Source organism: Oscillibacter sp. GMB15532 (assembly GCF_041020825.1).
In the GTDB taxonomy this organism is placed as follows: domain Bacteria; phylum Bacillota; class Clostridia; order Oscillospirales; family Oscillospiraceae; genus Oscillibacter.
In genome coordinates this window covers 201,293-226,904 of the sequence record NZ_JBEVTO010000005.1, presented here as the reverse complement: position 1 = coordinate 226,904, position 25,612 = coordinate 201,293, and the positions used below count along the sequence as shown (strand labels likewise).

The 25,612-nt window shown below is 58.3% G+C and carries 26 protein-coding genes and 1 pseudogene; 12 read left to right on the top strand and 15 right to left on the bottom strand.

All coding sequences use genetic code 11. From position 1 onward, the window contains the following. Positions 1-24: 24 nt before the first annotated feature. Together ABVS15_RS08145 and ABVS15_RS08140 are read right to left on the bottom strand one after the other, a co-directional pair. Positions 25-1,581: an ABC transporter substrate-binding protein gene (locus tag ABVS15_RS08145; RefSeq protein WP_369283232.1), complete on the bottom strand. Its 1,557-nt coding sequence runs from the start codon at positions 1,579-1,581 to the stop codon at positions 25-27. A gap of 159 nt (positions 1,582-1,740) precedes the next feature. After that, on the bottom strand, positions 1,741-3,027 hold the full coding sequence (locus ABVS15_RS08140; RefSeq protein ID WP_369283231.1) for an AI-2E family transporter: 1,287 nt from the start codon (positions 3,025-3,027) through the stop codon (positions 1,741-1,743). 178 nt (positions 3,028-3,205) lie between these two features. Here ABVS15_RS08140 and ABVS15_RS08135 point away from each other — a divergent pair, with 178 nt between their 5' ends. Together ABVS15_RS08135 and ABVS15_RS08130 are read left to right on the top strand one after the other, a co-directional pair. Beyond that, a complete protein-coding gene (locus ABVS15_RS08135) occupies positions 3,206-4,096 on the top strand; it encodes a diacylglycerol kinase family protein (RefSeq protein WP_369283230.1) in 891 nt (296 codons plus the stop codon). Positions 4,097-4,126: 30 nt separating this feature from the next. After that, positions 4,127-4,753, top strand: coding sequence for a CoA pyrophosphatase (locus ABVS15_RS08130; RefSeq protein ID WP_369283229.1), 627 nt, complete (start codon positions 4,127-4,129; stop codon positions 4,751-4,753). Positions 4,754-4,902: 149 nt separating this feature from the next. On the opposite strand, the gene ABVS15_RS08125 is transcribed toward ABVS15_RS08130, so the two are convergent. Continuing rightward, complete coding sequence (locus tag ABVS15_RS08125) at positions 4,903-5,151, bottom strand: AbrB/MazE/SpoVT family DNA-binding domain-containing protein (protein WP_369283228.1); 249 nt, start codon at positions 5,149-5,151, stop codon at positions 4,903-4,905. Positions 5,152-5,337: 186 nt separating this feature from the next. Between ABVS15_RS08125 and ABVS15_RS08120 the strand changes: the two genes are divergently transcribed. Both ABVS15_RS08120 and typA read left to right on the top strand, forming a co-directional pair. Next, entirely contained in the window at positions 5,338-5,673 is a 336-nt protein-coding gene (locus ABVS15_RS08120) for a helix-turn-helix domain-containing protein (RefSeq protein ID WP_369283267.1), read from the top strand. Positions 5,674-5,841: 168 nt separating this feature from the next. After that, entirely contained in the window at positions 5,842-7,665 is a 1,824-nt protein-coding gene (gene typA, locus ABVS15_RS08115) for a translational GTPase TypA (RefSeq protein WP_369283227.1), read from the top strand. Positions 7,666-7,744: 79 nt separating this feature from the next. Here typA and ABVS15_RS08110 read toward each other — a convergent pair whose 3' ends face one another. Next, the gene (locus ABVS15_RS08110; protein ID WP_369283226.1) at positions 7,745-8,098 is read right to left on the bottom strand and encodes a hypothetical protein; all 354 of its coding nucleotides are present in this window, start codon (positions 8,096-8,098) and stop codon (positions 7,745-7,747) included. Positions 8,099-8,277: 179 nt separating this feature from the next. Here ABVS15_RS08110 and ABVS15_RS08105 point away from each other — a divergent pair, with 179 nt between their 5' ends. Continuing rightward, entirely contained in the window at positions 8,278-9,444 is a 1,167-nt protein-coding gene (locus tag ABVS15_RS08105; protein ID WP_369283225.1) for an S-layer homology domain-containing protein, read from the top strand. 169 nt (positions 9,445-9,613) lie between these two features. Here ABVS15_RS08105 and ABVS15_RS08100 read toward each other — a convergent pair whose 3' ends face one another. The 6 genes from ABVS15_RS08100 to murI form a co-directional block, all read right to left on the bottom strand. Continuing rightward, on the bottom strand, positions 9,614-9,949 hold the full coding sequence (locus ABVS15_RS08100; protein WP_369283224.1) for a branched-chain amino acid transporter permease: 336 nt from the start codon (positions 9,947-9,949) through the stop codon (positions 9,614-9,616). Beyond that, positions 9,940-10,650: an AzlC family ABC transporter permease gene (locus tag ABVS15_RS08095; RefSeq protein ID WP_369283223.1), complete on the bottom strand. Its 711-nt coding sequence runs from the start codon at positions 10,648-10,650 to the stop codon at positions 9,940-9,942. The genes ABVS15_RS08100 and ABVS15_RS08095 overlap by 10 nt, the downstream gene beginning before the upstream one ends. Before the next feature lie 5 nt (positions 10,651-10,655). Continuing rightward, complete coding sequence (locus ABVS15_RS08090) at positions 10,656-10,940, bottom strand: hypothetical protein (protein ID WP_369283222.1); 285 nt, start codon at positions 10,938-10,940, stop codon at positions 10,656-10,658. Between the two features lie 69 nt (positions 10,941-11,009). Further along, complete coding sequence (gene argS, locus ABVS15_RS08085; protein WP_369283221.1) at positions 11,010-12,755, bottom strand: arginine--tRNA ligase; 1,746 nt, start codon at positions 12,753-12,755, stop codon at positions 11,010-11,012. 50 nt (positions 12,756-12,805) lie between these two features. Beyond that, positions 12,806-13,270, bottom strand: a complete 465-nt coding sequence (locus tag ABVS15_RS08080) for a DUF1934 domain-containing protein (protein WP_369283220.1) — start codon at positions 13,268-13,270, stop codon at positions 12,806-12,808. Beyond that, positions 13,236-14,051, bottom strand: a complete 816-nt coding sequence (gene murI, locus ABVS15_RS08075; RefSeq protein ID WP_369283219.1) for a glutamate racemase — start codon at positions 14,049-14,051, stop codon at positions 13,236-13,238. The genes ABVS15_RS08080 and murI overlap by 35 nt, the downstream gene beginning before the upstream one ends. Before the next feature lie 209 nt (positions 14,052-14,260). Here murI and ABVS15_RS08070 point away from each other — a divergent pair, with 209 nt between their 5' ends. Together ABVS15_RS08070 and ABVS15_RS08065 are read left to right on the top strand one after the other, a co-directional pair. Continuing rightward, positions 14,261-14,674, top strand: a complete 414-nt coding sequence (locus ABVS15_RS08070) for a hypothetical protein (RefSeq protein WP_293008175.1) — start codon at positions 14,261-14,263, stop codon at positions 14,672-14,674. 78 nt (positions 14,675-14,752) lie between these two features. Beyond that, the gene (locus tag ABVS15_RS08065; protein WP_369283218.1) at positions 14,753-15,871 is read left to right on the top strand and encodes a DUF362 domain-containing protein; all 1,119 of its coding nucleotides are present in this window, start codon (positions 14,753-14,755) and stop codon (positions 15,869-15,871) included. 146 nt (positions 15,872-16,017) lie between these two features. Here ABVS15_RS08065 and yfbR read toward each other — a convergent pair whose 3' ends face one another. Both yfbR and mtaB read right to left on the bottom strand, forming a co-directional pair. Next, positions 16,018-16,593 carry a 5'-deoxynucleotidase gene (gene yfbR / locus ABVS15_RS08060; protein ID WP_369283217.1) on the bottom strand — a complete coding sequence of 192 codons (576 nt, stop codon included), beginning with the start codon at positions 16,591-16,593 and terminating at the stop codon, positions 16,018-16,020. Then, on the bottom strand, positions 16,590-17,885 hold the full coding sequence (mtaB, locus tag ABVS15_RS08055; protein ID WP_369283216.1) for a tRNA (N(6)-L-threonylcarbamoyladenosine(37)-C(2))-methylthiotransferase MtaB: 1,296 nt from the start codon (positions 17,883-17,885) through the stop codon (positions 16,590-16,592). Before mtaB ends, yfbR begins: the two co-directional genes overlap by 4 nt. Positions 17,886-18,009: 124 nt before the next feature. On the opposite strand from mtaB, the gene ABVS15_RS08050 reads away from it, so the two are divergent. The 3 genes from ABVS15_RS08050 to ABVS15_RS08040 all read left to right on the top strand — a co-directional run bounded on the left by ABVS15_RS08050 (position 18,010) and on the right by ABVS15_RS08040 (position 21,470). Then, positions 18,010-19,143, top strand: a complete 1,134-nt coding sequence (locus ABVS15_RS08050; protein WP_369283215.1) for a cysteine desulfurase family protein — start codon at positions 18,010-18,012, stop codon at positions 19,141-19,143. A gap of 87 nt (positions 19,144-19,230) precedes the next feature. Continuing rightward, complete coding sequence (locus tag ABVS15_RS08045) at positions 19,231-20,649, top strand: MATE family efflux transporter (protein ID WP_369283214.1); 1,419 nt, start codon at positions 19,231-19,233, stop codon at positions 20,647-20,649. Beyond that, a complete protein-coding gene (locus ABVS15_RS08040; RefSeq protein WP_369283213.1) occupies positions 20,646-21,470 on the top strand; it encodes a putative RNA methyltransferase in 825 nt (274 codons plus the stop codon). The genes ABVS15_RS08045 and ABVS15_RS08040 overlap by 4 nt, the downstream gene beginning before the upstream one ends. Positions 21,471-21,514: 44 nt before the next feature. Here the strand turns inward: ABVS15_RS08040 and ABVS15_RS08035 are convergent, their stop codons facing one another. Continuing rightward, entirely contained in the window at positions 21,515-21,733 is a 219-nt protein-coding gene (locus ABVS15_RS08035) for a hypothetical protein (protein WP_369283212.1), read from the bottom strand. 298 nt (positions 21,734-22,031) lie between these two features. Between ABVS15_RS08035 and ABVS15_RS08030 the strand changes: the two are divergent. Further along, positions 22,032-22,577, top strand: a pseudogene (locus ABVS15_RS08030) (hypothetical protein); the annotation flags it as partial. 35 nt (positions 22,578-22,612) lie between these two features. Here the strand turns inward: ABVS15_RS08030 and ABVS15_RS08025 are convergent. Together ABVS15_RS08025 and ABVS15_RS08020 are read right to left on the bottom strand one after the other, a co-directional pair. Next, positions 22,613-24,364 carry a recombinase family protein gene (locus tag ABVS15_RS08025; RefSeq protein WP_369283211.1) on the bottom strand — a complete coding sequence of 584 codons (1,752 nt, stop codon included), beginning with the start codon at positions 24,362-24,364 and terminating at the stop codon, positions 22,613-22,615. A gap of 124 nt (positions 24,365-24,488) precedes the next feature. Continuing rightward, on the bottom strand, positions 24,489-24,749 hold the full coding sequence (locus tag ABVS15_RS08020; RefSeq protein ID WP_369283210.1) for a DUF6870 family protein: 261 nt from the start codon (positions 24,747-24,749) through the stop codon (positions 24,489-24,491). A gap of 251 nt (positions 24,750-25,000) precedes the next feature. Here ABVS15_RS08020 and ABVS15_RS08015 point away from each other — a divergent pair, with 251 nt between their 5' ends. Beyond that, positions 25,001-25,609: a TetR/AcrR family transcriptional regulator gene (locus tag ABVS15_RS08015; RefSeq protein WP_369283209.1), complete on the top strand. Its 609-nt coding sequence runs from the start codon at positions 25,001-25,003 to the stop codon at positions 25,607-25,609. The last annotated feature ends 3 nt before the right edge of the window (positions 25,610-25,612 follow it).

Sequence of the window (25,612 nt, the reverse complement as noted above, 5' to 3'; positions counted from 1 at the left end):
CCGGGTGTGCGCAAGCTTGCACAATTATCCGGCCTTCACGCCGGAGAGGTCCATCACGTAGATGGGATAGAACCGATACCCGTCAAGCCCCGCGCGGACGGCGACCAGATCGCCCAAGTCCTGCAAGTAGACATTGGCGGCGTTGGCCGCCAGATTTTCCTGCAGCTGCTTGTACAGGTTCACCAGCTCCGCATCGTCGCCCGCGCCGGAAACCAGCTGGGCCTGCTTAAACAGCGCGTCGTATTCCGCGTTGGCGTAATTCACGAAGTTTTTGCCGTAGCCGGAGGTAAACCGCTCCAGCATGGCCCGGCCGGTCATGCTGCTGGCGTCCACGCCCACCACTGTGGACTGGTAGTTCCGGTCGGTATAGACCCGGCTGACCCAGGTGCTCCAGTCTACCAGCTCAATTTTGGCGTTCACGCCCACAGCCTTCAGCTGCTCCACCAGCACCTGCGCGGTGTCCACATGGGGCTGATAGTTGGAGGGAACGGTGATAGTGAGGTCAAAGCCGTTCGGATACCCGGCCTCTGCCAGCAGGGTCTTGGCCTTTTCGAGGTTTTGGGTATAATAGTCGGTGACGGAATCGTCAAAGTACTTGGCAAACGCCGGGTACATGCTGGAGCCGAGGGGTTTGCCTGTCCCGTCGCCTGCCAGATCAATCACCTGCTGCTTGTCCACGGCATAGCAAAGGGCCTGGCGAACCCGCAGGTCGTCCAGCGGCTTTACTGCATTATTCAAATAAAGCGCCTGAACAAGATTCATGGTGCCGTTCAAAACCTGAAAGCCGTCTCCCAGTTGGGCGGCCTGTGTGGGCGTGAGATGGGCGCACAGGTCCAGCGCCCCGCTTTGCAGGGCAAGCACCATCGCGTCGCCGCTCTCGAATATTTTAAAGGTCACGTTTTTCAGGGCGGGCTTTTCCCCCCAATAGCCGTCAAACCGCTCAAGGGCAATGGAGTCTCCGGCCACCCGGCTTATAAATTTGAAAGGTCCGGTGCCCACGGGAGCCGTGGCCTGCGCATCATAGTCCTTGGGGAGAATGGCGGTGGTAAGGGACGCCAAAAATTCGCTCTCCGCTGTATTCAGCGTGATGACAACGGTTTTTTCATCCGTCGCCTTGACCGACTGAATAGCAGAAAACGCCTCCACCAGCGGGGATTTTCCCTCGTCGGCGTCGGCGCAGCGTTCGATGGACCAGACCACGTCGTCCACGCTCACCGCCGCGCCGTTGTGGAACGTCACGCCCTCACGCAGCGTGAAGGTGTACACCGTTCCGTCGGCTGATACCTCATGGTGGCTGGCGACCGCGTCGATCAGATCCCCGTCGGGAGTGGGCTTTACCAGCCCCTCGAATACGTTGAACATGACTTCTCTGGTCCCTGCCGATACCGTTAGGTGTGGGTCAAGGCTTTCGTCTAAATCCTGGGAAATGCCCACGGTAATGGAATCCGCCGCGGGCACCGGGCTGTTTCCGCCCGTGCTTTGTCCTCCTGTCGAGCCGCTTGCGCTGCTGCCGCCCCCGCAACCCGAGAGTGCGGCGCAAAGAAGTGTCGCCAGGAATCCTGCCAAAATACGCTGTTTCATTGCTTTCTCCTTCCCCTGGCGGCCCAATGGGTCCGCCGGGTTTGAAAAGTTTTTGGCTCCTATTCAGTTTTATTCAAAAAGGGGCCTTGCGGGCCGTTCAGAAAAAACGTTCCGCAAGGCCGTATTTTACACGATTCTGCCAGCAAATGCAAGAAAATTTTACGGTTTGTCCTCTTCTTCCGGGCTTGTTTCAGCGCTGCGCGCTTCCGCCGGCCCGGATTGCTTCCTCGCAGGGGAAACCGCCGTCGCCTCTGGAGTTTCGTGCAAATAGGAGGAAGGGCTTGTAGGCATGCCGCGCTTTTTCAGGCGACTGTTCACTAAAAACTCCACAAAGGTATTGAAGCACGCAAACACCGGCACGCCGAAAAACATTCCCGGCACGCCGAAAAAGCTGCCGCCCACCAGAATGGCGATGATGACCCAGAGGCTGGAAAGGCCCGTCCGATCTCCCAGAATCTTGGGGCCGATTACGTTGCCGTCCAGCTGCTGGAGGGCCAGAACGAAAAACACGAAATACAGCGCCTTGATGGGAGAGTCCAGCAAAATCAGGAAGGTGCTGGGGATGGCTCCGAGGAAGGGGCCGAAGAAGGGAATCACGTTGGTGACGCCCACGATGACGGACACCAGCGGCGCATAGGGAAACTGGAAGAAGCTGGAGCAGATGAAGCAGAGGATGCCGATAATCAGGGAATCCAGCAGCTTTCCCCGGACAAAGCCGCTGAAAATGCTGTCCGCCTTGCCCACGGCCCGGAAAATCCAAACCGACTGAGAGGGGCGGAAGAAGCCGCACACCAGCTTGCGGACGTATGCTCCGCAACGCTCCTTGGTGGCCAGCAGGTATACGGAAACAATGGCCCCCACCAACAAATTTTTCAAAAAGTTCAGCGCCGAAATAACCCCGCCGCCCAGAGCGGACATCAGATTCCGCGCCTGAGGAAGCACCTGATCGGTGATCAGCGTGGACAGGTCCATATAATACGCATTCAACTGGGCCGTGACCCAGGATTCCAGAGAGGGGTTTTGCTCCAACAATCCGGCAATCCAGACGTTGATGGTATTATAGTAATTTTCCATGTTTGCAATCAGCCGCAGGACGCTCTTATAGACCTGAGGCAGAAGAATGCTCAAAAGCAGATAGCTAAAGACGGTAATGACAATCCACGTCAAAAGCAGGCTTACCGCCCGCACGCCGGTGGCCCGGAGCGTGCCGTCCCCTTTCAGAATGGGGCGCTGGCCCCGGGCAATGCGCCGGTCGAAGAAATCCACCACAGGGGCCAGAAGGTAGGCCATCAAGGCTCCGTAAAGAATCGGTTCCAGCGCTGTGAACAGGCGCAGCAGCAGCACCACTGCCGCCCGCTGTCCAAACAGCACGTCGTAAAACAGAAGAATCGCCGCGGCGGTCAAAAATACGGTGACGCCCACCCTCCAATATCTGCTCTGCCGCACGCGGCGTCGCCTCCTTTGTTCCGGCCGCAAATTGCGAGCCAATTTTCGTTATTGTAACACGGGGGGAAAGAGAATTGCAATACCGCACGGGGCATGCTATACTGTTTCAGCGGGTTTGAAGGCCCTTGTTTTTTAACTATTTACAAATTCTTAATGGCTTACAGACGGGAGGCCCGCGATGAAGGATAAAAAACTGCTTCTGATTGTGAATCCCCGGTCGGGAAAAACGCAGTCCCGTTCCCCGCTGTTTGACGCGCTGGGTGTTTTTTCCGACGCGGGCTACCTTGTGAAAATCCACAGCACCGTGGGCGCCTGCGACGCAACGGAGACGGTGACGGCGGAGGGAGCAAATTACGACGCGGTGGTCTGCGTGGGCGGAGACGGGACGCTGAATGAGACTGTCTCCGGCCTGATGCGCCTTGAGAATCCGCCGATTTTGGGCTATATCCCCCGGGGCAGCACCAACGACTTTGCCGCAAGCCTCGGCATCCCCAGCGGCGCGGTGCAGGCGGCCCGCACGGCCATGGCCGGCGAAGCCCGCAGGCTGGACATCGGGAAATGGAACCGGCGGTATTTTGTGTACGTGGCCTCCTTTGGCGCCTTTGTGCGCACGGCGTATACCGCGTCACAGGACGCGAAAAACGCCTTGGGCCACTTTGCCTATATATTGGAGGGCATGAAGGATTTAAACACCCTGCGGCCCTATCGTCTCCGCATCACCGCAGACGGAGAGCGGCTTGACGGGGAATACCTGTTCGGGGCTGTGTGCAACTCCACCTCCATCGGCGGGCTGATGAAGCTGGACCCGGAGCGGGTGGTGCTGGACGACGGAAAGTTTGAAATGCTGCTTGTCCCCAGCCCCAAAACGCCCATCGAGCTGAACAACCTCATTCTGGCTCTGCTAAATCAGGAGTATGACCGGGGCGGGCTGGTGTTCCGCCATGTGTCCTCCATCCACATGGAGACGGAGGATGAGGTGCCGTGGTCCCTTGACGGTGAGTATGCCCCCGCCGTACCCGCGGTAGACATTGAAAATCGGAAGCAGGCCCTCTCCTTTTTGCTGGGCTGAGGGAGTTTGCAGAAAAAAGGATTTGGCAAGATGAAAGAAATCAACATAAAAACACTTCACGCCCTTTGGAAGGACCACACGCCGGGACTGCTGGGGCGAAAAAATGAATTTGCGGTGCTGTGCCCCTTTGTGCAGAGGGAGGATGGGCTGCACCTGCTTTTTGAGGTGCGGGCCGCCACGCTGCGCCGCCAGGGTGGGCAGGTCTGCTTTCCCGGCGGACGGATGGAGCCGGGGGAGACGGCGGAGCAATGCGCCCTGCGGGAGACGGAGGAAGAACTGTGCATTCCCCCAAGCAGCATTCAACTGCTGGGCCGGTCGGACTATCTTTGCCAACCGGGGCACTTTTTCCTTCAGCCGGTGCCGGGACTGGTGGACGAGGCGGGCTTTTGTGCCCTGCGCCCCTCCCCGGCGGAGGTGGCAGAGGTATTCACCGTGCCGCTGGAGTTTTTCCGCAGCAACCCGCCGGAGATGTACTTTTATACGCTGGAGCCGGAAAGCCCCTCGGACTTTCCCTATGACGCGGTGGGCGTTTCGCCCCCCTATAACTGGGAGGGCGGCGAGGTGGACGTTCCCATCTGGCGCTGGGAGGGCCGGGCCGTATGGGGCATGACCGGGCGCATCGTGAAAAACCTGATTGAAACCATGGAGGCTTTTTAGGGGGAAAGTTCATTCCCTCTGATATAAAACCGGCGCGGCCCACAGGCCGCGCCGGTTTTGCCGTTCCCTGCCAATGGAGGCGCAGGGGACGTGCCGTGGAACGGAGGACTGGGGGCCGGGCGGCAGCTTCGATGCCGCCCAGAGCGCGGTTATTGCAGGGCGGCGATGCATTTGGCGCAGAGGTATGTGCAGCCGTTGAGCTGTTTCAGTGCCTCCGCGGAGCCGCACCGGACGCACACCGCCGAGGCCTTTTGCAGGATGATCTGCCCGCCGTCCGTATCCATCAGGATTTCAAGGCCGTCCTTTTCCTCAATGCCGAAGCGCTTTCTCGTCTCAACAGGCAGGACGACCCGACCCAGCTCATCCACCTTTCTGACAATGCCGGTTGACTGTATCATACGTTCTCTCTCCCGTTCTTTTTATAGCCTTACAACTGGAAAATGGGATTCACAATTACAATGCTAGCATCCATTTTCAGTATGTCAAACCTCTATCCGGGGATTTTTCTACAAATAGATTCTGTTGTATTCGCTTTGTAATGTGTATTCTATTTGTAGATGTTATCCCTGAATAAATGGGGGGTGATGCTATTGGATTCCATGAGCCTTGGTAGGAAGCTGAAAGCATACAGGGCCAAGGCCGGGTGGAGGATTGAGGAATGTTCGGAAAGAATCGGTATCAGCGCCAGATATTTAACCGACATTGAGCGCGGCGCCAAGGTACCCAAGCTGGAGACGTTCATCCTCATTCTCAATACACTGGCGGCCCCGGCGGACGATGTGCTTCAGGACAGTCTGGTGGCGGGCTATGAGGCCAAGAGCAACTACATTCTCAAAAAGCTGGAGGCCCTTGACGTGACCCGCCGAAAGCAGGCGCTGGATATTCTCGACGGCGTGATTTCCTCCCTAAAAAACGATTAAAAACCTTTGAACGTGCGCGTTCAAAGGTTTTTCTTGCAAAAATTGAAGATTCAGCATATAATATAAGGCTGTGCAAAAAAACGTGCAATACTTGCGTGCCCGACAGGTGGGCGCGTGACGCGGGGGCTGCCCGGAACCCTCGCCATACAATAAGGAGAAGAACAAAATATGCAGAATGAACAACTGAGAAACGTCGCCATCATCGCCCACGTTGACCACGGCAAAACCACGCTGGTGGACCAAATGCTTAAGCAGGGCGGCGTGTACCGCGAAAATCAGGAGACGGTGGAGCGCGTGATGGACTCCGGCGATCTGGAGCGGGAGCGTGGCATCACGATTCTGGCGAAGAACACCGCCGTGCGCTTTAAGGACACGAAGATCAACGTGGTGGACACCCCGGGCCACGCGGACTTCGGCGGCGAGGTGGAGCGCATTTTGAAAATGGTCAACGGCGTCATTTTGCTGGTGGACGCCGCCGAGGGCCCCATGCCCCAGACCCGCTTCGTTCTCAGCCGCGCGCTGGAGCTGGGCCATCGGGTCATCGTGGTGGTGAACAAGATTGACCGCCCGGACCAGCGCATCCACGAGGTGGTGGACGAAGTGCTGGAGCTTCTGATGGACCTGGACGCCACCGCCGAGCAGCTGGACAGCCCCATGCTGTTCTGCTCCGCGCGGCAGGGCATCTGCTCTTATACGCCGGAGAATCTGGGGACTGATCTGAACCCCCTGTTCGAGACGATTCTGCAATACATCCCCGCGCCGGAGGCGGACACCCAGCAGCCTTTCCAGATGCTGGTGTCCTCCATCGACTATAACGAGTTTGTGGGCCGCATTGCCATCGGCCGCATCGAGCGGGGCGTTTTGAAGCAGAATCAGGAGATTGCGGTTTGCAACTATCATGCGCCGGAGGCCACGCCCCGCAAGGCGAAGGCCACCGCCATTTATGAGTTTGAGGGTCTTGCCCGCAATGCCGTTACCGAGTCCACCGCCGGCAACATCATTGCCATGAGCGGCATTCCCGACGTGACCATCGGCGACACCATCTGCGAGCCTGCCAACGTGGAGCCGCTGCCCTTTGTGGCCATCTCCGCCCCCACCATGGAGATGACCTTCTCCGTGAACGACTCGCCCTACGCGGGCCGGGAGGGGAAATTCGTCACCTCCCGCCAGATCCGGGAGCGGCTGTATAAGGAGACGCTGAAGGACGTGTCCCTCCGGGTTTCCGACACGGACACCTCCGAGGCCTTCAACGTGGCGGGCCGGGGCGAAATGTCCCTGAGCATCCTGATTGAGACAATGCGCCGCGAGGGCTATGAATTTCAGGTGTCTCCCCCCCGCGTGCTGTACAAGGAGATCGACGGAAAAGAGTGCGAGCCCATCGAGCGGCTGGTGGTGGACGTGCCCAGCGACAGCGTGGGTTCCGTCATTGAAAAGCTGGGCCAGCGCAAGGCGGACATGCTGGAGATGACCCCGCTGGGCAACCGTATGCGGATTGAATTTTTGATTCCCGCCCGTGGCCTGTTCGGCTATCGGAACGACTTTTTGACCGACACCAAGGGCGAGGGAATTATGGCCTCCGTCTTTGAAACCTACGCTCCCTATAAGGGTGATATCCAGCGTCGGGCCAGCGGCTCGATGATTTCCTTTGAAACCGGCGAGTCCATCACCTACGGCCTGTACAACGCGCAGGAGCGTGGATCGCTGTTCATCGGAGCGGGCGTGCCGGTGTACGGCGGAATGATCATCGGCGTGAATCCCCGCAACGAGGACATGACGGTGAACATCTGCAAGAAAAAGCAGCTCACCAACACCCGGTCCTCCGGCTCGGACGAGGCGCTGCGTCTGGTGCCGCCCCGGCAGATGAGTTTGGAGCAGTGTCTTGAATTCCTGGCGGACGACGAGCTTTTGGAGGTCACGCCCAAGAGCCTGCGGATGCGCAAGCGGATTCTGGACCACGAGCGGCGCATGAAGTCCCTCCACGGCAAGAAATAAAAAGCGGGACGAGCGTTCCTCGACCCGAACAAATAAAAAAGGCTGCGGAGGAACTTCCTCCGCAGCCCTTTTAATATATTCAGTTTCGCAGGAGCTTGACCACCTGCTCCGCGTCCTGCGGGGTCATGTCGGTCATGGGTCCCGCCAATCCGTTGGGAAGCTTGCAGATGACAAACACCCCTTTGATATCCAACACGCTTGTATCTCCCTGGGGGTTTACCAGATAGGCAGTCATGTTTTGGGGAAGCTTCTTTTTGTCGCCGTTCCCATCCAGAAGGATGTAATAGAAGCCGCGATATAAGGAAAACGTGTTGACCTCAGTGGATTGCAGCCCGGCAATGCTGCTGTAAATTTTCTCAATCCGGTCGGTGGGGACCTGCATATAACAAAGCGGCTGACCAGGGAATTTCACGAGCACGGTGATTTTTACCATGAAGCTGCACTCCTTTCCGGATGTCCCGGCGGGTCACAGGACGCTTTTGGTGTGAAGATATTTTAACGGATTTACCCGATGATGTCAATGTTCGGAAACTTTTTTGCCGGTTCAAGCGTCTCAAGAGACAATGGCAGACGCGGTGAGAGCCGCGAGGATTTTTAAAGGAGGAATATGCTGTGAAAAAAAAGAGAATGGGTGCGCTACTGGGGTTGGTGCTGTGCGCCGCTTTGATGGCGGTTCCGGCCGCCGGAGCGGAGGCGGAGCCAGTGGCTTCAGCCCCTCTGGGGCCTGTGTTGTTGGACGGCACGGTGAAGCAGACAAGCGAGAAGACCCTGCTGCTGACCAAGGAAAACGGCAGTCAGGTAATTGTGGGTTATAACGAGACAGCATACATTGTGGATGCCACCGACGGTGTGGCCACAAGTATGACCGGACTGAAAGACGGGGAGAGCGTACGGATATATGTGGACCCCATCATGGCTTTGAGTGAGCCGCCGCAGGCCCGGGCCGTAGTAATCCTGCGCAATTTACCAAAAGACGCTAAGGCCCCCACCTATCAGCAGGTGATAGCGGTGGACACCGTGAACGAGAGCGGCGTGGCCCTTACTACCCTCGAAGGAGAGCGGATGACCGTTCCCTTTGACGCCAAGACCTCGCCCTATCTGACGAAAAATCTCGTTACCTATCGGGACCTGATTCCCGGTACGTGGTTTTTGGCCTGGAGCAGCGGCGCGGAGGTGACCCGGGCGGTGCTGTTTGCCTATGACGGTCTGCCCTTTACCGACGTGGAGAAAAACCACTGGGCCTATGACGACATTCTCGCCGTGACTTCCCGTGGCCTTCTGCGGTGCGATTCCACGCTGGCGTTCCGCCCCGGCGATGCCCTGACCCGGGCGGAGCTGGTGAAAGCGCTCTATGAGCTGGCGGGCAGCCCCGTGGTGATTCAGTCTATTCCCGGGTTTGAAGACGTGCAGGACGGCGGGGACTATTTGAACGCGCTGACTTGGGCCGTGGGCAACAAGCTGGTGAACGGCTATTCTGACAACACCTTCCGTCCCAATGAAATTGTGTCCCGTCAGCAGCTGGCCGCGTTTCTCTACCGCTGGGAGCAGCACCGGGGCGGCGGTTTCCAGGGCGCGTGGATGTTCCTGCTGGATTATCCGGACCGGGACAGCATTTCCGAGTACGCCTATGAGGGCGTTGCATGGTGCGTCACAAACAACATCCTCTCCGGCCGCTCCGACGGAACGCTGGCGCCGGGCGCCTCTGTGACTCGCGCGGCTGCCTCGGCCATGCTCCAGCGGTATCTTACCAATCAGGCCAGCGGCCGCAGCAGCGGTTAACGCGTCAGGTGAAAACACCGCAATTTTAATTTCCGATAAAAACGCCCGCCGCGCGGTCCCTTGGGACTGCGCGGCGGACTTATTTTAATCAGCTGTTTAACGCATGACAAATAACATTCCGGCAAAAAGTGGCGGGGACAATCCCGCGAATGCGGGCCAGCGTTTCCGTTTAAGCAAACACCGTTTGAATCAGCACCATGTAAAGCGCGGTTCCCCCGGCGATGGACAAAAGGACGTTTCCTTTCCACCAATGGAGCAGGCCCACGGTAAGAATCGCCGCCGCCTCCGGAATCCCGTGGGACGGGGCAAAAAGGGAGACATTTCGCAGGCAGTATACCACCAGCAGGCCCATAACGGCGGGGGGAAGAAGCTTTCCGAGATACTCGATCGTCTTGGGGACTTCTTTCCCCTCCGGCAACAGCAAAAAGGGAAGCCACCGGGTAAGCTGTGCCCCCACAGCCACGGCCAGAATGAGTATCAGTGTTTGAGGCACGCTCAGGTACACAGCTTTTTCCTCCCTATCAGCAGAATTGCAACGATTGCAAGCATGGAGGGAATCACCAGGTTGTCCGGCCCAAACGCCAGCAGGCACGCCGCTGTGGCAACTATGCCGATGAGTCCGGCGGCTCGATTCTCCCTCTTTTTCCACTGCTCCATAAACAGCACCACAAACAGCGCCGTCAGAGCAAAGTCCAGCCCGGCGGTGTCAAAGGGAATGAAGTCCCCCAGCAGGCCGCCCAGCGCCGTGCCCCCCACCCAGTATAAATAGTCTAGCAGAGAGATGGAGAGGTAAAAGTGTTTTTTATCCACGCCCTCCGGCGGTTCCACCGTGGAGACAAGGGAAAACGTCTCGTCACACAAAACGTAGATCAGCGGAATGCGGGCCTTGCCCAGCCCCCGGTATTTTTCCAGCATAACAATGCCGTAAAACAGGTGGCGGGCGTTTACCATGAAGGACAGCAGCGCCGCCTGAACGGGGTCGAACACCGTGGTCAGCAGGGTAATTGCCACAAACTGCATGCTTCCGCAAAAGGCCACGGCGCTCATTAGGGTGGACCAGAGGGGGCCGTAGCCCTTGGCGTTCATCAAAACGCCGTAGGCGATGCCAAGGAAGAGAAAGCCGGTCAAAACCGGGATGGTGTGGGGAAAGGCGGCGCGCAGGGCGGGGCCAAGGCGGCGCTCTGTGTTGTTCTGGGGTGCGTTCATGAAATTCAGGTCTCCTGTTCCTGCTCCGCCCGCAGGCGATCCAGCTTTTTGTTGCGGAAGTAAAGAAGAACGTCGGTTCCCACCATCAGGAAATTCAGCACATATAGGTAAAACACCCAGTCAAACCGCACCAGGACCTTATTCATCATTCCGCAGACATAGCCTATTTCGACGATGATAAGGAAAAACAGGCTCTTGCCCACGGCGGAACGGGTTACCCAGGATTTACGGATGTTTACCGGCCACGACAGGCCAAAGCAAACCAGCATCAGCGCTTCAAAAATACTCATGAAAGATTCCTTCTTTTTCTTGAAATTAAATCCGCGTCCGATGGGCGTGGGCCGGGCGTTGCCGCCGTGTTACATTTTCTCCGGCGCATCCACGCCGAGCAGTTTCAGTCCGCTGCGCAGAACCGCGCGGGCGCAGTCCGCCAGCTTCAGCCGTGCCTGCGCCAGCTCCGTGGACTCGCCCTTAATGCGGCAGGCGGTGTAGAACCTGTGGAAGCAGGCCGCCAGCTCCTGTAAATAGCGGTTGATGAAAGAGGGGTCATAGTCTCTGGCGGAAAGGCGGACGATTTCGCAAAACTGGGCCAGCTGCTTAATCAGCGCCTGCTCTGCCTCGCCGCTCACTTGTGCCATGTCCACGTCTCCAGCCGCAGGGACGTGCAGCCCCTCAGCCTCCATGGCCCGCAGCAGCGAGCAGATGCGGGCGTGGGCGTATTCCACATAGTACAGGGGGTTTTCGCTGTCCTCCCGGACGGCAAGCCCCAAATCAAACTCCATCTGGGTGTCCGGCTTGGCGTTGAAAAACCATCTTGCCGCGTCCACGGGGACCTCGTCCAGCAAATCGCAAAGAGAGATGGCCTTGCCCGTGCGCTTGCTCATGCGCACGGCCTCGCCGTCCCGCAGCAGCTTCACCAGCTGCATCAGCACAATGTCCAGCCGGTTGGCGCCGTCCAGACCCAGCGCGTCCAGCGCACCCTTGAGCCGGGCAACGTGACCGTGATGGTCCGCCCCCCAGACGTTGATCACCTTGTCAAAGCCGCGGACGGCCAGCTTGTTGCGATGATAGGCGATGTCAGCGGCAAAATAGGTGTAAAACCCGTTGGCCCGGCGCAGCACATCGTCTTTCAGCTCCAGCTTCTCAATGTCCGCTTCCTTTTTCCCCTCACGGCGGAGGTTTGCAGCCATAATTTCCGCAGTTTTCAGCCAGAGAGCTCCGTCCTTTTCGTAGGTGAAGTCCGCGTCGGTAAGCTTGTCCACCGTCTCGGCCACGTAACCGGACTCGTGGAGGGAGGACTCATAAAACCAAGTGTCGTACTGAATTTTATACCGGGCCAGATCGGTTTTCATTTTAGGCAGGTTCACGCTCAAGCCAAACTCTGCCAGCGTGTTCCGCCGGGCCTCTGCGTCCGCGTCGGCCAGTGCATCTCCGTGCGCTGCACGGTAGGCCTGCGCCAAGTCCCGGATGTCCTCGCCCTGATACCCGTCCTCCGGGAAGGGAACCGCGTCCTCGCCCCGGATAAGCTGGAGGTAGCGAGCCTCAATAGACTGGGCAAATTTTTCAATCTGATGGCCTGCGTCGTTGACGTAGAACTCCCGGGACACCTCCGCCCCGCAGAAAGAGAGGACAGAAGCCAGAGTATCTCCCAGCACGCCGCCACGGGCGTTGCCCATGTGCATAGGACCGGTGGGGTTGGCGGAGACGAACTCCACCATGATTTTCCGGCCCGCCAGCTCGTCGTTTTGGCCGTACTGCTCCCCTTCGCTCTCCACGGCGGAAAGCACGTCGCCAAACCACGCCTGCCCCAGATGGAAGTTTAAAAAACCGGGGCCGGCGATTTCGGCGGAGTCAAAATAGCTGCCCTCCAGCGCAAGACGCTCCAGCAGCGCCTGCGCGATGGCCCGGGGCGGCTGGCGCAGGGCCTTGGACGCAGCCAGCGCGAAGGTGGTGGTAAAGTCACCGTTTTTTGTGTCCTTGGGAATTTCCACAGGGACGGAGGCAATCTCCGCCTCGGGAAGCGTTCCGTCGGAAACGGCGGCGCGATAGGCGCTTCTGGTCAGCTCCGCCGCCTGGTCCTTTGCCTTTTGAATCATATGCAGCATGGTATATCCCTCGTTTTCATTGGTGTGGTGACGAAAGGGGCGTTCCCCCGTCAGCTTTTGGGCCGCACGCGAATTTTAAACGCGTTTTTTCCCGTGGCGGTGTGGTCCACCGCGATGGAATATCGGATTTCAAGAAGACCGCCCCGCTCCGTCAGGCTGTGGCGCAGGAAGCTGGTTAAAATGTCCACGCTCAGCTCCCCCATGGGCGTTTCATACAGCGATGTGTGCTGCCGCCCCTCCTCGAAAATCATCTGGGAGTTCACCTTGCCCGCCCGGGTCAAAATCACTTTTTCTCCCCGCAGCTCAAAGGTGGTGACGGTGCCCTCCATCCCGGTGAGGGCGCTTTCCTCATAGCGCAGCAGCAGCCCGTCCGGGAGCGGGCGCAGCGTCCCCTCGGTGGTCAGCTCCGTGCCGTCGGGGTCGCAGCCGTCAAAATACTGCTCTCCCCGCACGGAGATAATCACAGGAAGGGGCAGGCTTTCAGTATCGGTCGATATCAATTTGATTGGCTCCATGGCGCAAATCCTCCCGCAGGAACCAGGAGGCGGTTTCCTCGAAGCTCTCCACCCGGTCGCTGACATAATATGTGGCGTCGCCCTGACGGTCCTCGCTGTTTCGCAGCTCTCCCGCCTTTAAAAGCCGCTTGAGCTCAAAGGCGGACTCCTCCCCGGCGGACACCAGCTCTACCTCCGGCCCCATCACTCCGCCGATAATTTCCTCCAGCAGGGGATAGTGGGTGCAGCCCAGAATCAGGGTGTCCACACCCATCTCCTGCATAGACGCAAGATACTCCCGGGCCACGGTTTCAATCACCGCGTCCCCCTTGCGGAAGCGTCCGTTTTCAACCAGGGGGACGAACAGGGGACATGCCTTGGAAAACACCTGAATCTCCGGGTCCAGCTCCGCAAGGGCCTTTGCATAAGCCCCCGCCCGGACGCTGGCCTGCGTGGCGATCATGCCAACCCGCTTGTTTTTTGTCACCGCGGCGGCTCTGCGGCAGGTGGGCTCCACCACGCCCACCATGGGCAAATCGTTTTCCGCCTGTAGCGTGGGCAGGGAGGTGGTGGACACGGTGCCGCAGGCAATCAAAATCGCCTTGAGGTCAAAAGAGCGCAGGAACCGCACGTCCTGCCGCGCGTATTTCAAAATTGTCTCCCGGGACCGGCCCCCGTAAGGGACGCGGGAGGTGTCTCCAAAGTAAATCAGGTCCTCTTCGGGCAGAATCTCCCGTAGGGAGCGGATGGCGGTCAGTCCGCCAAGGCCGGAGTCGAACACGCCGATGGGTCGCTTATCCATGCAAAGTGCCTCCATATCTGTGGCTGAAAGGGCCATATTCCTATCATATAGCCCCAACTTGACCATTATACTATGTATATGAACACCGGGCAAGACAGATTTTAGGCTTTTTTCCCGGTTTTTGATGTGGAATTTCCAAATGGGATTTGGTATAATGCTGAAAGGATCGGCCTTGGAGCCGAAAAAACCGGATGAGGGAGGTGTTTGCCGTGAAGATCGAGCTGACGGAGCAGCAGTATCGCTATCTGCTGGATCTGGTGTACATCGGGAATTGGGTGATGAACTCCGCCCGTGAGGACGACCGCATTGCGGAATATGATAAGGTGGAGAGCCTGATCTTCTCTCACTGCCCCGCCCACGGAATGCATAAGCTGGCGGAGCATCTGGACGGGGAGATTATTCCTTCCCGCGCGTTTGCCGACGGCGGAATTCACGAGGCCATCGCAGATTACGAGGATGTGGTGTTCTATGAGATTCTGGCGGAGGAGCTGGCCCTGCGGGACATGGACGGAGAGCCCATGACCAGAGAGAATTACAACGAGCTGATGGAGCGCATCGATACTTATATGGACGAATTTGAAGAGCACGGGACGGACCACGTGAACGTGGAGCTGGACGAGTAAGCAAAGGCAATTTCGGGAATAGAACAAGGAAAGAGCATGAAAGAGAACAGGAAGAGAAAACAGGGAGGAAAACTGAAGATGGCAGGAAAGGCAAAGGTTTATTTTGCGGATTTCCGGGCCCCCAGCTGGCGGGAAAATCTGCCCCAGAAGCTGGCACGGCTGATGATGACCGCCGGGTTTGGCGACATTGATCTGGAGGGGAAATACGCGGCGATCAAAATGCATTTCGGCGAGCCGGGGAATTTGGCGTATCTCCGGCCCAACTGGGCCAAGGTAGTGGCGGACCTTGTGAAGGCTCAGGGCGGAAGACCCTATCTGACGGACTGCAACACACTGTATGTCGGCGGGCGGAAAAACGCGCTGGACCACATCGAGTCGGCCTATGTAAACGGCTTTTCCCCCTTTTCCACCGGCTGCCACATCCTGATCGGCGATGGGCTGAAGGGCACCGACGAGGTTCTGGTGCCGGTGGTTGGCGGCGAATACGTGAAGGAGGCCAAAATCGGCCGGGCGGTGATGGACGCGGACGTGTTTATCTCCCTGACCCACTTTAAGGGCCACGAGCAGGCCGGCATGGGTGGCGCGCTGAAGAACATCGGCATGGGCTGCGGCTCCCGGGCGGGAAAAATGGAGATGCACAGCTCCGGTACGCCCTATGTCAAGCAGAAGCGCTGCATCGGCTGCGGCGCGTGCGTGAAAATCTGCGCCCACGACGCACCCTCTGTCACCGACGGCAAGGCGTCCATCGATCCGGACAAGTGCGTTGGCTGCGGCCGGTGTTTGGGGGTCTGCCCCAAGGATGCGATTTTTGCCGCCAACGACGAGGCCCCTGCCATCCTGAACAAAAAAATTGCGGAGTATACCAAGGCGGTGGTGGACGGACGTCCCTGTTTCCATGTGTCGCTGGTGCTGGACATCTCGCCCAACTGCGATTGCCACGGGGAAAACGATGTACCCATCGCCCCGGACGTGGGAATGTTTGCCTCCTTTGACCCGGTGGCGCTGGATCAGGCCTGCGCCGACGCGGTAAATGCCCAGCCCGTGATGGCGGGCTCCGCCCTGTCTGACGGGGCGTGGGACTGCGATTGCGGCGACCATTTTGTTGCGCTCCACCCCGACACCGATTGGCGGGTGTGTCTGGAGCACGGGGAAAAGCTGGGCCTTGGAACCCGGGAATACGAACTGATTAAGATTTAAGAATCAAAGCGCGGGCTTCGGAGGATTCCGAAGCCCGCGTTTTTATACATCATCATGCTTTGTTCCGGGACGGATAAGGCCCCATCAACCCCGCATCGGGGCGCGGCTCTACCAAAAGGACAATGAAGCTGTGTTGAAACCCCAATTTATTTTAGCTGGTCCAGCGTCAGGGAAAAGCTGTCCATAAAGGTCTCGAGAAAATAGTCCACCTCGGGCAGGCCAAAGGAATCCAGCGCGGCGCGGGTTTGCCTTGCCGCGTCCCCAAACTCTCCGTTTCCCGCTTTAACCTCCTCCACGCACTTGATATAGGCGGAGAGCTTGTCCGCCGCCTTTACCAGCGCCCGCAGCTCCGGGTCGGGGATTTCCAACACCGGGGCATAGCTCTCCCGCAGCTCCGGGGGCAGCATTTCCAGAAGCTTCCGGTTGGCTTCCGCTTCCACCTCCTGATAGGCGGAGCGGATGGAGGGGCTGTAATACTTAATGGGAGTGGGCATGTCGCCGGTGAGAATTTCCGACGCGTCGTGATACAGCGCTGCCACCGCCGCAGCGCCGGGGTCCACATGCCCGCCGAAGCGCTTGTTGCGGATGAGGGCCAGCGCATGGGCCAGCACCGCCGTTTGGTGGCTGTGCTCCTGCACGTTTTCCGGGGCGGTGTTGCGCATCAGCGCCCAGCGGGAGATAAACCGCAGCCGGGATATATACGCAAAAAAGTGGCTCTTCATGGCGTTTCCTCCAATTCTCCCATCAGGGAAAATCCCTCTATGCCGATGATGCGGGTGCGAAGCACCCGGTTGTGAAGATTCTCGCCGCCCGGAACCAAAACCTCCGTATAATTGGGTGCGTGGCCGGAAAAGCGGCCCCCTTTGGCCTGCTCGAACAGCACGGGGTACACCTGCCCCACACAGTCGGAAAGGTACTCTGTACGCATTTCGTCTGCAACTGCGGCGGCCCGGGCGGCCCGGCTCTCCTTCACAGCGGCGGGAATCTGCGCGAGCTCCGCCGCCGGGGTTCCGGGGCGGATGGAATAGGGAAAAATGTGCATCCGGGCAAAGCCGCACCGGCGGATAAAGTCCAGCGATTGGGCAAATTCTTCCTCCGTCTCGCCGGGAAAGCCCACAATCATGTCGGTGGTGACGGCGGGGCGGTCGAAATATTCCTTCAGCAGGGCCACGGAGCGGAAATACCGGGCGGTGTCGTACTTCCGGTTCATGCGCTTCAAGGTTTCGTCGCAGCCAGACTGCATGGACAGGTGAAACTGGGGGCAGAGATTGGGCAGCTTCGCGGCCCGGCGGCAAAAGTCCTCGTCGATGGTGCGGGGTTCCAGACTGCCCAGCCGCAGCCGAAGACCCGGCGCGGCGGCGCTGAGAAGCTCCATCAAATCAATCAGGCTTTGACCGGTTTTCAAATCTGCGCCCCAGGAGGAAATCTCGATGCCTGTGAGCACCATCTCGTGATATCCCGCTGCCGCAAGGTCCTTGGCCCGCGCCGCCGCCTCTTCCGGCGGCAGGGAGCGCACGGGGCCCCGGGCATAGGGGATGATGCAGTAAGAACAGAAGTTGACGCAGCCGTCCTCCACCTTCAGCATGGCTCTGGTGCGGCCCTCCAGCCCCCCGGCGGGGAGAATTTCAAAGGCGCGGCGGTCAAACACCCGGTCCACGGCCTCCATGGGCCTGCGGTCCTCCAGCTCCTGCTCCAAAAGGTCCAGAAAGCCCATCCGGTCCCCGGTCCCGGCGATCAGGTCCACGTCCAGCTTGCGCACGTCCTCGGGCCGGGTCTGGGGATAGCAGCCACATACGGCCACCACCGCTCCGGGATGTTCCCGCCGGGCGCGGGAGAGCATCTGGCGGGATTTTTGGTCGCTGACGGCGGTGACGGAGCAAGTGTTTACCACATAGGCGTCCGCCCCGCCAGAGAAAGACACGATTTCGTGGCCCCGGCGGGAAAGCTCCTGCTCCATGGCCTGCGTCTCATATTGATTCACCTTGCAGCCCAGGGTGTAAATGGCGATTTTCATGGATTCTCCTTGCTATTTCAGACGATTTTCTTTATAATAATACGATTGAGCCGCAATGGGCGGCGCAATTCTATTATACGTGTATTTTACCGCTGGGGCAAGCCCCAATCAAAGGAGTGTTTTCATGATTTATCTCGACCACGCCGCCACCACGCCGGTGCCGAGGGCGGTGGCGGAGGAGATGTTCCGCGTACTGACGGAGGAATACGGCAATCCCAGCTCCCAGTACGCCTATGGCCGCCGGGCTAAAAGTCTGGTGGAGGACTGCCGTGAAACCGTGGCGCAGGCCCTTGGCTGCGAGGCGGCACGGCTGTTTTTCACCTCCTGCGGAACCGAGTCGGACAACTGGGCCTTCACGGCCGCCCTGTGGCAGAACCGACGGGTGGGAAAACACATTGTCACCACCGCCGTGGAGCACAGCGCCGTGCTGGAGCGGTGCCGCTGGCTGGAGCAGGACGGGTATGAGATTACCCGCATTCTCCCCGACAGGAACGGGAATATTTCGGCGGAGAAAGTGCTGGAAGCAGTCCGTCCGGATACCGCGCTGGTGAGCGTGATGCTGATAAACAACGAAACGGGGAACGTTTACCCCATTTCCGAAATCGCCGCCGGGCTGGGCGCGAAAAACGAAAAAACCCTGCTGCATACCGACGCGGTGCAGGGCTTTTTGAAAATCCCCTTCTCCGCCAAAACGCTGGGGGCAGACTTTATTGCTCTTTCCGCCCACAAAATCGGGGGGCCCAAGGGCATCGGGGCGCTGTATATCGGCGGGCGGGTCCGTGCTCCCCGACCTTTGCTTTCGGGCGGGGGACAGGAGTCCGGTTTTCGCGCCGGGACGGAGGCCACCGCCCAGATTGCGGGCTTTGCCAAGGCGGTGGAGCTGCGGCTGGAGGATTTTGATGTGAAGCTGCGGCACATGGCGGACATCAAAGCCTACGCCGTGGAGCGGCTGGGGGAAATTCCCGATTTGAGATTCATCGCAAAGGGGACCGCACCCCATGTGCTGTCCATCTCCATGCCGGGGTATCCCAGCCAGAACGTGGTGAACGAGCTGTCCGAGGCGGGCATCTGCATCTCCGCCGGGTCCGCCTGCCATCAGGGAAAGCCCAGTCAGGTGACGGCGGCGCTGGGCCTTGAAAAGCGGGTCGCTGCCGGGGTGGTGCGGCTGAGCTTTGGGCCGGAAACCACGAAAGAGGAGATTGACGCGGCGGCGGACGCCCTGCGCCAACATCACGACGCCCGATTTCCCATGCTGTGACGCGCCCGGTTTTGCTTTGCGCAAACGGACCGGGGCGCGGACATGAAACGTCCGAGACAATTTGGGGCACACGTTGTATGAAATATTTTGAGAACGATTGAGGTAATTATGTTTTCCGTGCTTCGCCAAAAGCCCGGCTTTTACGGTCGGCTGTGGAAGCTGTCGCTTCCCATTATCCTGCAAAATCTCATTACCACATCCCTTGGCTTTGTGGACACCTTCATGGTGGGCCTGCTGGGTAACGACCAGCTCTCCGCCGTCACCGCCGCCAACACGCCGATCTTTCTGGTGCAGGTGGTCATTTTCGGGGTGATGAGCGGCCTTACGGTATTGGTGTGCCAGTACTGGGGCAAGGAGGATACCGTTTCCATCAACCGGGTGATGGGCGTGGCGGCGTATGCGGGGTTTGCTGTCGCCGGGCTTGCGGCGCTGGTGCTGTTTTTATTTCCGGAGTGGGTGATGAGCCTTGTCACGAACAACGCCGGGCTGATTGTGCTGGGTGCGCCGTATGTACGGATTGTGGGCGTGTCCTATGTGTTCAATGCCGTCAGCTCCGTGTATGTGGGAATGCAGCGGAGCACGGAAAATCCCGGCTTTGGAATGATTGTATTTGCCATATCCATGCTGCTGAATACATTTTTGAACTACTGCCTGATTTTCGGTAAGTTTGGCGCGCCCCGTCTGGAGATTGCGGGCGCGGCGCTGGCCACGCTGGCTGCCCGGGTAGTGGAATTTGCTATTGTAGTTGTTTACGCCGTCACCAACCGGCGGATTCCGCTGGCGCCCCGGGCGCTTCTGTGCCCGGGCAGAGCCATGGCAAAAAGCGCGGTGATCTATGCCGGGCCAGTCATTGTGAACGAAACGCTGTGGGGTCTTGGGACTGCGGTAATGACCGCCATTATGGGGCACACGGTCATCAGCGCGGATATGCTGGCGGCCTATGCCATCATGGGCAACATCGACAAATTTGCAACGGTGGCCTGCTTCGGGCTGGCGGGCTCCACCGCCGTCATCGTGGGCAAGCGCATCGGGGAGCGAGCCTCGGAGGAGGAGGTTTACAACCTGAGCTATTGTCTCTTGGTGGTGTCCTTTTTGCTGGGCGCGGCGGTTGCCGTGGTGCTGGCGGTGCTGCTGCCCACGCTGTTTATCCCGATTCTCTATCCGCTGTTCAGCCTGACGGAAACGGCCGTGGAGGTGGCCATGACCATGTGCATGGTCTATATCGTGATGATGCCCATGAAATCCTTTGACGTGTCCAACATCACAGGCGTGTTGCGAGCAGGCGGCGACGCACGGGCGGCGGCGATTTTGGACCTGACTCCGCTGTGGCTGGTGGCGGTGCCGCTGACGGCGCTGACGGGACTGGTGCTGCATGCGCCCATTTGGCTGGTGTGCCTGTCCATTTATTCGGAAAACATCTGTAAAATGCCAGCCGGATTTTTTCGGTTTAAAAGCCGGAAGTGGATTAACGACGTGACCATCCGCGAGGGGGCGGGGGAGGAATGACAAGTCTGCTTCGCTGTCCCCTGTGCGGCGCGGCGCTGGAGCGGACGGAGCGGGTCTATGCCTGCCCCGGGGGTCACAGCTTTGACATCGCAAAAGAGGGCCACACCCATCTGCTCCCGGCAAATCAAAAGCACTCCGCCGCCCCGGGAGACGACCCCGGCATGGCCGCCGCGCGGCAAGACTTTCTCTCCCGGGGTTATTACCGCCCGCTGCTGGAGGCCCTGTGCGCACTGGCTGTCTCCCACACGGGAGCGGAGCCTGCCGTTTTGGACGCAGGCTGCGGAGAGGGGTATTACACCGCCGGAATTTATCATGCGCTGCGCGAGGCGGGAAAGCGCCCCTGCATGACGGGGACGGATATTTCCAAGGCTGCGGTGCGTCTGGCGGCGAAACGGGAAAAGGCTGTGGAGTTTGCGGTGGCATCCTCCTACCGGCTGCCGCTGGCGGACGGATCAGTGGAGCTGCTGCTGAATTGCTTTTCCCCTTTGTGCGTTCCGGAATTTCGGCGGGTGCTGCAACCGGGCGGGAGCTTTTTGTATGTGGTGCCGTCGGCTATGCACCTGTGGGAGCTGAAGGAGATCCTCTATGACGCGCCCTATCCCAACGAGGAAAAGCGCACACCCTACGAGGGCTTTTCCTATGAAGCCGTCGTCCCTGTGGAGGGACGGATCGAGCTGGATTCTCAGGAGGAAATCCACGCACTGTTTCAAATGACGCCCTACTATTGGAAAACACCGAAGGAGGGGGCGGAGCGGCTGGCAGCCGTGGAGCGCCTTTCTGTCCAAATTGGGTTTCACATTCATATTTTTCGGGCGGAGTAGCCCAAAGTGTTCATTTGGATTAAAAGCCGCCTGAAGAATAATCTTCAGGCGGCTTTTTTAATATTTAAAAAAGGCTGCCATAAAAAATTTGTTTGCAGCCGCAGGTGGAATGGCAAAGGGAGAAAAGAAAGCATAGACTGTATTGGGTTTCGCCAGCCTACTATCATGAAAGGAACTTCGTATATGGCTTTCAGAAACTGTTCGCCTTCCAATTCGGGATGCGATAATTCCTCTACAAATTCTGGAGATTGCAGAATGAACATTCATTCCGGCTCCTCATGCAATTCCTATTCTTGCAGCTGTGTTCCCGGCCCTCCGGGCCCTCCCGGCTGCCCCGGCTGCCCCGGACGGCCCGGAGCCACCGGCCCAACCGGCCCTCAGGGCCCTCAAGGCCCCCAGGGCCCCGCTGGTCCACAGGGTGTCGCCGGTCCACAGGGCCCTCAGGGGCCACAAGGTCCTCAGGGACCTGCCGGAGCTAACGGAGCCACCGGCCCTGCCGGCCCTCAGGGCCCCCAGGGACCGCAAGGCCCTCAGGGCCCCTTTGGCCCGCAAGGCCCCATCGGGCCCACTGGCGCTACCGGCGCTAACGGTGTAAACGGGGCAACCGGCCCCACAGGTCCTACCGGCGCAACCGGCGCGACCGGTCCAACAGGTCCTACCGGAGCCACTGGTGTAGGCTCCACAGGCGCAACCGGGCCCACCGGGGCAACCGGCCCCACTGGCCCCACAGGCCCTACCGGAGCCACCGGAGCCACGGGCGTAGGTGCAACCGGCGCAACCGGGCCCACCGGGGCAACAGGCCCCACAGGCCCTACCGGTGCCACCGGAGCCACGGGCGTAGGTGCAACCGGCGCAACTGGCCCCACCGGGGCAACAGGCCCCACAGGTCCTACCGGTGCAACCGGAGCGACTGGTGTAGGCGCAACCGGCCCCACTGGCCCGACTGGCGCTACCGGCGCTGACGGAGCGCAGGGCCTTATCGGTCCGACTGGTCCCACCGGCGCGACTGGCGCAACTGGCCCGACCGGTGCAACCGGTGCTGACGGAGCGCAGGGCCTTATCGGCCCCACAGGCCCCACTGGCGCAACCGGCGCAACCGGCCCGACTGCGCCGCCAGTTTATGCACAACCGTTGTGGAAAAGTTACAATAGGGCTTCTTTGTCCGTGGGCACAGAGTTGTTGGGAATGCCTTCAATGAACTCAGCCACCCGCTTGTACTCGTCGGCAAAGCGGAAGTCTATGGTGAGCTGACCGTCTGCATGAACATAGATGGTATCAATCAGCTCTACCACAATCCCACGATTAAGCGTGTTAATATGTTTGTATTTGAGGAATGCAGCGAGGTACGGATCGACGGCGTTCACGCCGTGTTCCAGAGCGCCAATTTCACGTTCGATATTTTGCATCGCTGCGTTTAGCGCCGCAGATTTTTTATCAAACTCCGCTTTCATGCTGTGGTAATCCTCTTTGCTGATATCGCCGCTTTTCCAGTCCATGTACAGGCTGCTGGCGGCCCTGTCGACCTTATCCAGCTCTTTTTGGCGAAGTGTTTGCATCTCCATCAGCCGATTGAATTGGGGATTTAAAACAGGATGCTTTTGAATTGCATCCAGCGTGTCGCTCAAAGACTGGACCAAATCAATCTGCAAACGAATGGCTTCATAAACAGCCCGAACGATTTTGTCTTCTCGGATGGAGCGCTTGGTACAGGCGCCCTCGCCTTTATCCGTGACCGTGCGGCAGTAATAGTAGACAAGCTGCTTGGAAGTTTTGCGCCGCATGGCCTTTTTGCAGTCTGCGCAGCGCAGCAGTCCGGAAAAAAGATAATTCTCTTTTTTGCCTGGCGCAGCGCGGGTATCCCGGGAATGCAGGGACTGGGCCTGACGGAACAATTCTTCGCTGACAATGGCTTCGTGGACATTTGGCACAACGTACCATTCGTTCTGGTTTGTTTTTATCTGTGTGTGGACCTTATAGCTGATCACCCGATAGCGCCCTTGCACCATGCTGCCAATGTACACCTGATTTTTCAGAATACACAGCACATTGTTTGCGGACCACAGTCCATCGTTTTGGATGGCTCCGGGATTCTGATATTTGAGCTTTTGCACCTGCTGCTTATAGGTGGTGGGGTTCGGAACGCCCAGCTCGTTCAGCCTGAGGGCGATGCCGCGCTTACTCATGCCATCCAGCACATACCAGTGAAAAATGTCCCGGACAATACCGGCCGCCGCGTCATCCACCAGCAGGCTGTTTTTGTCCTCCGGGTCCTTGACATACCCATAGGGGGCAAACGCGCCGATAAATTCACCGCGCCTGCGCTTGGCGTCAAAGGTCCGCCGGATATCCGCGGAGGTCTTGGCGGCAAAACGGTCGTTCATCAGGCCGTTGATGGGAATTTCCATGCCTCCCGTAATCGCATCCGGGTCGTTGTAGCTGTCCACAAAGGGGTTGCCGCTGGAGATAAACCGCACGCCCAGACGCGGAAAAATCTGCTCCAGATATCGCCCCTGATCGGCGTAGTTGCGGAATGCTCTGGACAGCGTTTTCACCACGATGCAGTTGATTCTGCCGTCCTGTGCAAACTCCATCATCCGCTGAAAATTGTCACGGGTGTCGTCGGTGCCGGTCAAGCCGTCGTCCGTAAAATATTCGACTACGGTATACTGCTCTTCCCGAAAGTATTCTGCAACCCACTCGGTAAGCAGTTTGTCCTGCTCCACAATGCTGCCGCTGGAATCGTCCGCCACATTTTGCAGCCGCTTTCGTCCGCTGTGCCCTGCGCCGACCTGTTCTCCGGGCGGCTCCTTATCCTCCCGGGAAAGCCGAATATAAATCCCGATATTCCAATGCTTTGCGGTTTCTGCCTGAATGGATTTGCGTATTCTTGGCATGATTCCTCCCTTCTATGGGCATGGCAGATTCCAATTCCCGTGCTCCCGTGCGGTGCGGAAGTAACAGGTCTACGGCAACCCGCGGGAGTGCCGCTCTGCGGCCTGATGATGTTTGGGGAAAATTCTATCCTTGCTTTAACTGAGAAAAGTAGCTGACCAGACAGTCTGAAAGCGACTTTTCTTCAGTCGTAAAACGAACACGAACCGGCGTATCTCCGCTGAGAAAGCAATAAGGATTGCCCAGTGCCTCAATCACCGAAAGTACCCTCTGCTGGTGTGGCAGCTCCTGAGAAACCGATATGGCCGCAGCCTCCATCAGATCTTTGGTGTTTACCTCCGTGATATCCACCTGGCTCATTTTAAAAAGCGCCTGACTGCTGATCATACGCACCCCTCCCGGAGAAAACATATGCCGTGCCGCCTGTACGCAATGCCCCAACCGGTAAAATTCCGTAAAAAAGCCGCCTGACCATAAAAGCAGGCGGGCGGTTCTTAAAGCTGCATAAAGCGGCGGACATGCGAATTTTATGAGAAAAAGTTCGTATGCCTATTGACGGCGCGGCATCGGTGGTGCTACACTTAGATTGCGACCAATGTTATAATATTGGTCGCAAGATGTGGAAAGGAGATGAGAAGATGCCCCTTAGAGTATTTACGCTGAAGGAACGGGAGGAGCTGCGGGTAAAGATGCTGAACGAGGGCTTTGCCCTGATTAAGCAGCACGGGATGACCCATGCCTCTGTGGAAAAAATTACGCAGGCGGCGGGACTTGGAAAAAGTACGTTTTACAACTTTTTTTCTTCTAAGGAGCAGTTTGTTACCGAAATTATTGAATTTCAGAGGGACCGTTCCAAACAATATTTTGACCAAATTCTTGACGGGCGGGAAAAAATGACTGCCGCCGAGGGCAAAGCATACCTGAAAAAGATAGTTTTCAGCAGGGACAGCATCTATCAATATCTCACGGCAGAGGACATGGAAAAGCTGAAGGCGGTTTCGCCAGCCGAATACTGCAATCCGGACGACAGCGCCTACGATCAGCGGGAAGCCTGGATTATGCACGCCCTTTTTGACCATATGGAGCACGTGCGCAAGGACTTAAATATCCACATCGTTGCAAACTTGATTAAGCTCATGGCACTGGCAAAGGTCAACAGAGATGCGCTGCACGCCGATGCTCTGGATGAAACGCTGGAGCATATTTATGAGCTTCTGTTCCGTCTCGTTTTTGAGGACGGGGTTTGAGCA